This is a genomic window from Dactylosporangium sp. NPDC049525 (genome assembly GCF_040676755.1).
In the GTDB taxonomy this organism is placed as follows: domain Bacteria; phylum Actinomycetota; class Actinomycetes; order Mycobacteriales; family Micromonosporaceae; genus Dactylosporangium.
Map to the genome: position 1 here is coordinate 1 of NZ_JBFAPO010000071.1, position 9609 is coordinate 9609.

Annotated in this window: 10 protein-coding genes; 5 read left to right on the top strand and 5 right to left on the bottom strand. The window is 70.5% G+C overall.

Annotation, left to right across the window (positions count from 1 at the left end; translation table 11 throughout):
* From AB0K00_RS50220 to AB0K00_RS50235, 4 genes are all read left to right on the top strand, one after another.
* Positions 1-703, top strand: a 703-nt coding sequence (locus tag AB0K00_RS50220; protein ID WP_363537705.1) for an AbfB domain-containing protein, incomplete at its 5' end; no start/stop codon positions are given.
* A 77-nt stretch (positions 704-780) separates the two neighbouring features.
* Positions 781-1131: a hypothetical protein gene (locus AB0K00_RS50225; RefSeq protein ID WP_363537707.1), complete on the top strand. Its 351-nt coding sequence runs from the start codon at positions 781-783 to the stop codon at positions 1129-1131.
* Between the two features lie 144 nt (positions 1132-1275).
* The gene (locus tag AB0K00_RS50230) at positions 1276-2562 is read left to right on the top strand and encodes an ArsB/NhaD family transporter (RefSeq protein WP_363537709.1); all 1287 of its coding nucleotides are present in this window, start codon (positions 1276-1278) and stop codon (positions 2560-2562) included.
* 17 nt (positions 2563-2579) lie between these two features.
* The gene (locus AB0K00_RS50235; protein WP_363537711.1) at positions 2580-3053 is read left to right on the top strand and encodes a TrkA C-terminal domain-containing protein; all 474 of its coding nucleotides are present in this window, start codon (positions 2580-2582) and stop codon (positions 3051-3053) included.
* Between the two features lie 46 nt (positions 3054-3099).
* Here AB0K00_RS50235 and AB0K00_RS50240 read toward each other — a convergent pair whose 3' ends face one another.
* Positions 3100-3693 (bottom strand): DinB family protein, encoded by a 594-nt coding sequence (locus AB0K00_RS50240; protein ID WP_363537713.1) that lies wholly within the window; start codon positions 3691-3693, stop codon positions 3100-3102.
* 74 nt (positions 3694-3767) lie between these two features.
* Here AB0K00_RS50240 and AB0K00_RS50245 point away from each other — a divergent pair, with 74 nt between their 5' ends.
* A complete protein-coding gene (locus tag AB0K00_RS50245; protein ID WP_363537715.1) occupies positions 3768-4532 on the top strand; it encodes an MBL fold metallo-hydrolase in 765 nt (254 codons plus the stop codon).
* A 214-nt stretch (positions 4533-4746) separates the two neighbouring features.
* On the opposite strand, the gene AB0K00_RS50250 is transcribed toward AB0K00_RS50245, so the two are convergent.
* The 4 genes from AB0K00_RS50250 to AB0K00_RS50265 all read right to left on the bottom strand — a co-directional run bounded on the left by AB0K00_RS50250 (position 4747) and on the right by AB0K00_RS50265 (position 9256).
* Positions 4747-5643 carry an ROK family protein gene (locus AB0K00_RS50250; RefSeq protein WP_363537717.1) on the bottom strand — a complete coding sequence of 299 codons (897 nt, stop codon included), beginning with the start codon at positions 5641-5643 and terminating at the stop codon, positions 4747-4749.
* Positions 5640-6455 carry a carbohydrate ABC transporter permease gene (locus tag AB0K00_RS50255; protein ID WP_363537719.1) on the bottom strand — a complete coding sequence of 272 codons (816 nt, stop codon included), beginning with the start codon at positions 6453-6455 and terminating at the stop codon, positions 5640-5642. The genes AB0K00_RS50250 and AB0K00_RS50255 overlap by 4 nt, the downstream gene beginning before the upstream one ends.
* Positions 6452-7390 carry a sugar ABC transporter permease gene (locus tag AB0K00_RS50260; protein ID WP_363537721.1) on the bottom strand — a complete coding sequence of 313 codons (939 nt, stop codon included), beginning with the start codon at positions 7388-7390 and terminating at the stop codon, positions 6452-6454. Before AB0K00_RS50260 ends, AB0K00_RS50255 begins: the two co-directional genes overlap by 4 nt.
* A gap of 108 nt (positions 7391-7498) precedes the next feature.
* A complete protein-coding gene (locus AB0K00_RS50265) occupies positions 7499-9256 on the bottom strand; it encodes a DUF87 domain-containing protein (RefSeq protein ID WP_363537723.1) in 1758 nt (585 codons plus the stop codon).
* Between the last annotated feature and the right edge of the window lie 353 nt (positions 9257-9609).

Sequence of the window (9609 nt, forward strand, 5' to 3'; positions counted from 1 at the left end):
GGCCGGACTGCTCACCCAACTCATCCAAGCCGTCACCGCACACCCGGTCGCAGCCACCGTCGCCGCCGCCCTCGCCACCGGCGCCGCCGTCACCGCAACCGCCCTACCCACCCCCACACCACCGTCACACGGCCTGCAGCCAGCACCATCGACCGTAGCGACGGCCCGGATGCCACCCTCCACCACACCGCCGGCGACGACCGGATCGGCGCCGAAGCCACCGGCCACCACCACAGCCGGCCCACCCTCGCCACGCACCGAGACCCTGACCCCGGGCCGGCCCATGTCACTCGAATCCGCCGACAAACCCGGAACGTTCGTCACCACCACCGACAGCCTCGGCATCCTCGCCGCGATCCGGCCCGACAGCAGCAGCCCCACCCGACACCAGGCGACATTCACCACACTCGCCGGCCTCGCCGACACCACCTGCTTCTCATTCCGCGCCGAAGACGGCCGATACCTCCGCCACTCCTCCTGGCGCTTCCAACTCCACCAGGACGAAGGCACACCCCTGTTCCGCGGCGACGCCACATTCTGCCCACACCCCGGCGCCACACCAGGCACGATCCTCCTCGAAGCACAGATCTACCCCGGCTGGTTCCTCCACCACCGCGGCGACGAACTCTGGGTCGACCAACCCGACGCCAGCGCCACATTCTGGACCGAGAGCTCATTCCGGATCCGCCCCGCGCTGGCCTGACTGTCCACTTGCGACACCGGGGCGTGCGGCCGTTGCGCCTGGTAAGGTTGACGGTTCCAATGGGCGGGAGGTGCGGGGTGAGGTTCGCTTCCGTGCTGCGGACGACCGCCGTCGGCCTGGCGCTCAGCGCGTGTGCGTTGCTGCTCGGGCTGTCCCGGGCCCACGACGCGCTGCCCGGCGACACGTTCCAGGTCGCACGCGTCACGGTCGCCGTCGCCGCAGCGGCCGGTGCCGAGACACCGCAGGGCAGGAAGCTGCCCGAGCCGCGGGACTCCCGATCCGACGCGCCGCACTGGCTTGCCGTCCTGCCACGCATTGCCGACGCCGATCCCGGTCTGGGACCGGTGTGCGGTGGTCCGTCCACCGTCACCCTCCACGATGGACGGTCGACGGGGACGCCGGGCTGCCGAGGCCCGCCGACCTCCTGAAGCACGAGACGACACCCGTTTCATCGCCGTGACCCACCGGGTCGACGGCATCGTCGCGTTGCCCTTTCGGAGGTTGTCCATCATGCACCGCATACCGTCGCGCTCTCGTCAGCTCGTCACGCCGCACGGCCCGCCGGGTCGCCGATGAGCGCCCTCGCGGCGATCGCCATCTTCACGATCGCGTTCGTCCTCATCGCCACGGAGAAGGTCCACCGGGTCGCCGTGGCCCTGTTCGCCGCCGGCACGATGGCGTTGCTCGGGTTGGTGCCGGGCAAGGACGTGTTCTTCTCCGAGCACGCCGGCATCGACTGGAACGTCATCTTCCTGCTGCTCGGCATGATGATCATCGTCGGGGTCATCAAGCAGACAGGCATCTTCGAGTTCCTCGCCATCTGGGCCGCGAAGCGCTCCGGTGGCCGGCCGTACAAGCTGCTCGTCCTGCTCATGGTCATCACCGCGGTCGCGTCGCCGTTCCTGGACAACGTCACGACCATCATGCTCGTCGCGCCCGTGACCGTCCTGGTGTGCCGCAAGCTCGGGATTCCCGCCGCGCCGTACCTCATCGCGGAGGCGCTCGCGTCCAACATCGGCGGCGCAGCGACGCTGATCGGCGACCCGCCGAACATCATCATCGGCAGCCGGGCCGGGCTGACGTTCAACGACTTCGTCGTGCACATGGCGCCGATCGTCGTGATCCTGTTCGTGCTGTTCGTGCTGCTGGCCTGGGTCATGTTCCGCAAGCGCTTCGAGTACCACCCGGAGCGCGTCGCCGAGGTCATGGCCATGGACGAGCGGGCGTCGATCACGGACCGGCGGCTGCTGATCCGCTGCCTGGCGGTGCTGTCGCTGGTCGTCACGGGGTTCGCGCTGCACGCCGTCATCCACGTCGAGCCGGCCATCATCGCGCTGCTCGGCGCCGGGCTGATGGTCCTCGTCGCCCGCGTCGACACCGCCGTCTACCTGCAGGAGGTGGAGTGGTCGACGCTGGTCTTCTTCATGGGCCTGTTCGTCATGGTCGGCGGCCTCGTCGAGACCGGCGTCATCCACCGCATCGGCACCTGGGCGACCGGGCAGGTCGGCGACAACTACTTCCTCGCCGCGACCGGGCTGCTGTTCGGCTCGGCGGTCCTCGGGGCGTTCTTCGACAACATCCCGTACGTGGCGACGATGGCCCCGATCGTCGAGGACATCGTCGCGACCACCCCTGACGCGGCCACCGGCCAGTCCCTGTGGTGGGCCTTCGCGCTCGGCGCGGACTTCGGCGGCAACGGCACCGCGGTCGCGGCCAGCGCCAACGTCGTCGTGCTCGGCATCGCCGCGCGCTCCGGCGAACCGATCAGCTTCTGGCAGTTCACCCGCTACGGCATCGTCACCACCGTGATGACCACCGTCATCGCGTGGGGCTACGTGTGGTTGCGGTACTTCTCATGACGACCCTAGGAGGCGCCATGGACACCACCAGCGCTCCCCTGCCCGGCATCGGCACCCTGCACGTGCTCGCCGCGCGGGACGGGCACCACGTCGGCGTGGTCCGGCACAACGACGACCGGCGGGAGCTCGTCGTCTACGACCCGGCCGACCCGGACACCCGCCTCACCGGCGTGCTGCTCAGCGCCGAGGAGGCCCGTACCCTGGCCGACCTCGTCGGCGCGGCCGGCCCGGTGACGCACTGCGCCCGCCTCGACCGGCACGCCGGCGGCGTCGCGGTGCTGCAGGTCCTCATCGGCCCGGACTCGCCGCGGGTCGGCGCGCCCCTGGCCGGCACCGGCGTCGACGGCGCGGTCGTCATCGCGGTCGTCCGCGACGAGCACGTCATGCCGGCCCCCGGGCCGACCTTCCGGTGCCGGGCCGGCGACGTCGTCGTCGTCATCGGCCGGCCGGACGCCGCGTTCGAGGTGATCGAGGCGGTGACAGCGGCCTGATCTGCACGGCGGCCCCGCTCTCCGTGGAGTGGGGCCGCCGTTGCGGTCAGTCGTGATCGGGCCTGGTGGTGGCGGCCGCCGTGGCGGCCCGCTCGATCTCCGCGCGCTGCGCCTGCCAGGATGCCGGGTCGCGCTGCGGGGTGGCGCCGGCCGCCGCCCCGGTCGCGCCGTCGAGCTGTTCGCGCAGGATGTCGGCGTGTCCGGCGTGCCGGCTGGTCTCGGTGAGCATGTGGACCAGGATGTTGAACAGCGTCACGCCGGGGCGTGGCCACCAGGGCACGTGACCCGGCGAGTCGATGGCCAGGGCGCCGATCGTCGCGTCCGAGTGCGCCCATACCCGCCGGTACCGCTCGACGAGCTGCTCGCGCGTCTCGTGCTCGGTCGCCCACATGTCGGTGCCACGCGCGGCGGCGTCGTCCCACCGGGGCATCGGCTCGGGAAACGGCCGGTCGAAGACCTCGCCGAAGTACCTGGACTCCCAGATCGACAGGTGCTTGACGAGGCCGAGCAGGTTGGTGCCGGTCAAGGTCAGGGGGCGGCGCGCGTCATACTCGGACAACCCGTCGAGCTTCCACACCATCGTCTCGCGCAGCTCTCGCAGGTCGCCGTGCAGGAGCTCTTTCGCGAATGCGTCGATCATGCGCCACGAGCCTGCCATGCGCCGCCGGTGGGCTCAACCCATGACCGCATCGCCGCGCTGGCACACTTGCGGGCATGGTCGACTGGTACGCGCAGGCCGAAGTGGACAGTGACGTCATCCGGATCTCGGAACCGCACGTCAATGAACTGGTGTCGGCGAACTTCTGGTGGTTGCGCGGCAACGACCGTGACATCGTGGTCGACGCCGGGCTCGGTGTCGTGGCCTTGCGGGAGGCGATTCCCGGCATGTTCGAGCGCGATCCGATGGTCCTGCTCACCCACGCGCACCTGGACCACGTCGGCGGGGCAGCCGAGTTCGGCGACCGCGCCGCCCACCCCGCCGAGGCGGCGCTCCTGACGGCGGGCGTACCGGCGAGCCTGTACGGCGCGGAGCTCTACGACAAACTGGGGATCGACGCGGCGGGCGAACCTGTCCCGGAGCTCATGCTCGACGTCCTGCCCGGCCCCGGCTACGACCCGGCCACCTACCGCATCGAACCCATGACCCTGCACCGCATGCTCGACGACGGCGACCGGATCGACCTGGGCGGGCGGGTGCTGACCGTGCTGCACCTCCCCGGCCACACACCGGGAAGCATCGCCCTGCTGGAGGAGCGCACCGGAACCCTGTATTCCGGCGACATCGTCTACGACGGCGGCTTGATCGACAACCTGCCGAACTCCGACGTGACTGCTTACCGGCGGAGCATGAAGTTCCTCGCCGACATCGACGTGTCCGTCGTCCATCCCGGCCACGGGCACAGCTTCGACCGGACACGCCTCCGCCAGCTGGCCGAGACCTACCTACGCCGGACATCGCTGGACGAGGACGTCACATGAGCGGTCCGTCCAGAACCTCACATTCGCAGTGGAGACCGACCAGGTATTGCTTCGAGTACTCCCCTGCCTGGGAGATGTTCTGCGGCGACCAGTCGTCAGGACCCGGGTCGAGGTCGACGACGCATCGGCCCGGAGAACAGTCGAGGTTCAACTGGCGTCCACTGTTCAAGGGGCACCGTCACCGGACCACCTCCGTCCCGGGTGGATTCTCTGGTCAGTGGGCCAGCGACCGCTGGTATTCGTGCTCGGCGAGGCCGAGCGCGCCCAGGACGCCGGAGGAGGTGCCGAGGTCCGGCGGCACGATGTACTCGTCCATCCGGGCCGTGGCGGGCACCGCGTCGAGGGCCTTGCCCAGCCGGGCCGCGGTGGCCGCACGGACCGCGTCGAGGAGGCCGGGGATGTTGAGCACGCCGCCGCCGACGACGATGCGGTGTGGCATCAGCAGGTAGATGATCGACGTCATGAGCTGGGCGAGGTAGTGCGCCTCGAGGGCCACGGTCTGCTGGTGCAGGGGGCCGAGGTCGCGGGCGGACCGGCCGGCCCGGCGTTCGATGGCGGGTCCGCTGGCGAGGCCCTCGATGCAATCGCCGTGAAACGGGCAGGTGCCGGGGAAGTCGTCGTCCGGGTGCCGCCGGACGTGCAGGTGGCCCATCTCGGGGTGCAGCAGGCCGTGCAGGGGTTGCCCGTTGACGATGGCGCCGCCGCCGATCCCGGTGCCGACGGTCACGTAGACGACGGTGCCCTGCCCGCGGCCGGCGCCCCAGCGGTGTTCGCCGTACGCGGCGCCGTTGACGTCGGTGTCCAGGGCGATCGGCACCCCCAGGCCGCGGCGCAGCGCACCCACGAGGTCGGTGCCGCCCCAGCCGGGTTTCGGGGTGGTGGTGATGTGGCCCCGCCTGAGGTCGAGCGGGCCGAAGGAGGCGACGCCGAGGGCGGCGATGTCGTGGCCGGCAGCGCGCTGCGCGAGGAAGTAGCCGATGATGCGGCCGAGGGTCTCCCCCGGGCCGGTCGTCGGGATGGTGGTGCGGTCGAGGACCGCGTCCGGGCCGACCCCGACCGCGCACACGATCTTCGTCCCGCCCGCCTCGACACCGCCGAACACCGGGCTCATTTGCCGGCCCCGGCCGTGAAACCGTTGTAGATGAAGCGCTGCAGGGCGACGAACGCGATCAGGGTGGGGATGATGACGAGGATGACGCCGGCGGAGATGACCTCCCACTGCGCCCCGAACGGGCCCTTGAAGCGATACAGCGACGTGGAGATGACGCCCAGTTCCTGCGACGGCATGTACAGGAACGGGATGTAGAACTCGTTGTACATGGCGATGCCCTTGATGATGACCACGGTCGCGATCGCGGGTTTCAGCAACGGCAGGATGATTCTCCAGTAGATGCCGAACGGGCTGGCGCCCTCCATCGCGGCGGCCTCGTCGAGCTCGCGGGGCACGCCGCGCAGGAACTGCTGGAAGATGTAGATGGAGATGATGTCGGTGCCGAGGAAGAGCACGATCGCGGACCACCGGCTGTCATACAGGTCGAGGGCGTCGACGACCTTGAACGTGGCGACCTGCGTGGTGACGCCCGGCACGAGGGTGGCGAGCAGGAACAGCGCCACGACCAGTCCCCGCAGGCGGAACCGGAAGCGGTCGATGGCGTAGGCGGCCATCGATCCGATGAACACGGTGCCGGCGAGCGAGGCGGCCATGATGATCGACGTGTTGACGAAGCCGCGGAGCATGTGCCCCTTGGTGAACGCCGTGACGTAGTTGTCGAAGTTGAGCCAGGCGCCGGGCGGGTCGAACGGGCCGCTGTTGAGGTATTCGGTGTTGGTCTTCAGCGACGCCATGACCAGCACGACGGGCGGCAGCAGCACCACGAGGCACGCGCCGACCAGGGAAAGGTACTTCAGCGCACGCGCGATCACGACAGGTCCACCTTCTCGTCGGGCGCGATGCGGCGCTGCAGCCACGTCACCAGCAGGATGATCAGCAGCAGGACGACCGCCATCGCCGAGGCCAGGCCGAGCTTGTAGTACTTGAAGGCCATGCTCACGGTCTGGATGACGAATGTCTCGCTGCCGTTGGCGCCGCCGGTCATGATGAACGGGATCTCGAAGACCGACAGCGAGCCGGAGATCGCGAGGATGAACGACAGCCCGACGATCGGCCGGATGCCCGGCAGGATGATGTGCAGGAACTGGTCCCACCGGCTGGCGCCGTCGATCTCGGCCGCCTCGTAGAGGTGCGCGGGGATCGACTGGATCGCGCCGAGGAACAGCACGAAGTTCAGGCCCAGGTAGCGCCAGATCGAGGTCCCGGCGAGCGAGTAGTTGACCACGTCAGGGTCGCCGAGCCACTGCTGGGTCGCGCCGCCGAGGCCCACCGCGGACATCGCCGAGTCCAGGGTGCCGCCGGGCTGGAAGAAGAACAGGAAGATCATGCCGATGGCGACGCCGTTGATGAGGTACGGGAAGAACAGCACACCCTTGAACAGGTTCCGGAAGCGGGTGTTGAAGCTCAGGATCGTCGCGAAGTAGAGGGCGAGCACGATCTGCACGACGGAGGCGCCGATGTAGTACAGGCTGACCTTCAGTACCCCGAACAGCTCCGGCCGGGTGGCGATCTCGACGTAGTTGTCGAACCCGACGAACTCGCGGCTCGGGCTCAGCCCGTCCCAGGACGTGACGCTGTAACCGAACATGTTCACCACCGGGATGTAGGTGAACACGATCAGGAACGTCAGCGGTGCGACCAGGAACAGGTAGGGCGTCAGCGTGCGGGCGAGACCGCGGGAGGGGCGCGCCGACCCGCCGGGCGCGGCCTGCCGGCGGTCGGACGCGAGTTTCATGCCAAGGGCCATCGGGCTCACCTTCGAGGAGCGGCGGGGGGGGGGGCGGGGGGGCCGGCCCCCCCACGACCCTCGATGTCGGCGTCTGTGTAGTTGGCAGGGTGGGGGAGGTCGGTGCGGTCAGTCCTCGTCGATGAGATCGATGTCGCCGACGCAGAGCCGGTGCTCCTGCTTCGAGGCGATCGACTGGAACCCGACCCGGTGACTGCCGGCCAGCAGCAGCCCTTCACCACGGCGGGCGCTGAGCAGCAGCCGCGCCTCACCACCGGTCAACCCGAACGCGTCACCGACGACCTCGATGACCTGCGGTGCCTGCCGCAGCAGGATCTGCGTGGCGGCGTTGGCGACGACGACCTGACCGAGGTCGGAGCCGAGCAGATCACCCACGTCCTGGGTGACGACGGCCAGCCCGGCCCGCCGTTTCCGGGCACTCTTCGCCAGCCGGGCCAGGAACTTCGCTCCCGCACCGTCGCGCAGCAGCGTCCACGCCTCGTCGACAAACACCAGCCGCCGCGGCAGATCCGCCATCGACGCCGTGGTGGCGTTGACGTCCCGCCAGATCGCGTCGAGGGCCAGGAGCATCCCTGGACCGCGCAGCTCCTCGGCGAGGTGCCGGGTGGACCACACCACCAACTGCCCGGCCGGGACGGTCGTGGTCGGTCCGTCGAACAGTTCCCGGAACGACCCGGTCGTCCACGGCGTCAGCCGCGCCACCAGCGTGTCCGCAGCGTCGGTGTGCTGCGCCTGCAGGGCTGCTGCGACGTCCCGCAGCAGCGGCGCCGGCCGCTGCCAGGTGTTCGGGTCGTCGCTGATCCCGGCGGTGTCGTAGGCGTCGATGATGGCCCGGTCCAACGCGGCCTGCTCCGACGGCGGCGGTGCCGTGCCGAGCAGCACTGCGATCAGGGTGTGCAGGAACATCGCCCGGTGGGTGCGGGCCTGCGGGCGGCGGTCACCCGGTGGGATGTCGAGGGGGTTGACCCGGACCCCGCCAGTGCCGAGGGCGATGTTCACCCCACCGACGGCGTCGGCGAGGCGCACGTACTCGTTGTCCGGGTCGATGACGGCGCAGTGCACGCCATCGGCGAGGGACCGCAGCACCTCGAGTTTGACGAAGTACGACTTCCCGGCTCCGGAGCGGGCCAGCACGACACTGTTGGCGTTGTGCTGTGCCCACCGGTCCCACCACACCACCCCGGCGGAGTCCCGGTTGAGCCCGTACAGCATGCCGCCGACCGGACCGGGGTCACCAGGCAGCGGCGCGGGCAGGTCCGCGGAGGCGAGCGGGAACGCGGCAGCGACCGCGTCGGTGTCCATCACCCGCCGCATCCCCAACCCGTCAACGGCAAGGGGCAGCGTGGACAGCCACCCCTGCAGCTGCCGCCACGTCGCCGGTTGCGTGTCCAGCAGCACCGACGCCGCCGTGGCCCGCACGTCGGCGACCGCGTCCTGCAGCTCCGGCAGCGTTGGGGCGTGAACACACAGGTAGAGCCCGACCCGGAACAGTCGCGCCTGGCCGCGGGCGACCCGGTCGGCGAGGTCCGCGGCGTCCCCGGCGGCCGCGTCCGTCATCGGGTCGGTGAGCCGACCGTTGCCGGTATCAGTGCGCCGGTTCGACTCGAGCCGGGCCCGCTGCCGGCGCAGCCGGGCCGCGGCCACCGGCATGGCAAGGGGGTCGACGTGGACCACGACGTCGAGCCGGCCCGGCCACGCCAGCAGCGGATCGAGCCAGGCGGCGCCGACCTCTGCCGGGTACCCGGTGACGATCAGCGTGGCCGCGTAGCCGTCCCCGACCCGCAGGTGCTGCGGCGCCGGTTCGAGCGCGGCCGGGCCCACCACAGCGGCGACCTCGCCCCCACCATCAGCTGCGGCGTCGTCCATGTGCGCAGACGGCGCCGTCGACACGGCGGACCGCACGGCTGGAGCGCCGCCCGGACGCCGGCGGAACAGGTTCACCGGTTGCCTCCTGACGTGTCGGATCGTGGGTGTGTGCGCGGCGCCGGGCCGGTGATGACCACATCGGGTCGGGCCCGCGACCAGCCGGCGTCCGCCGGCGTGTACGGGTCGACGGCGCAGGTCAGCACTGCGGTGGCATGCGCACCGTCCAGCACGGCGGTGTCCGCGCCGAGCGCGGCCAGCGCTGCGGCAGTCTGTTCGGCGCGGCGAAGGACCTCAGCGCCGCGCCGCCCCCGTACACCGTCACCCCCGCCCGCCCCGGCGCCGGCCCTGTCACA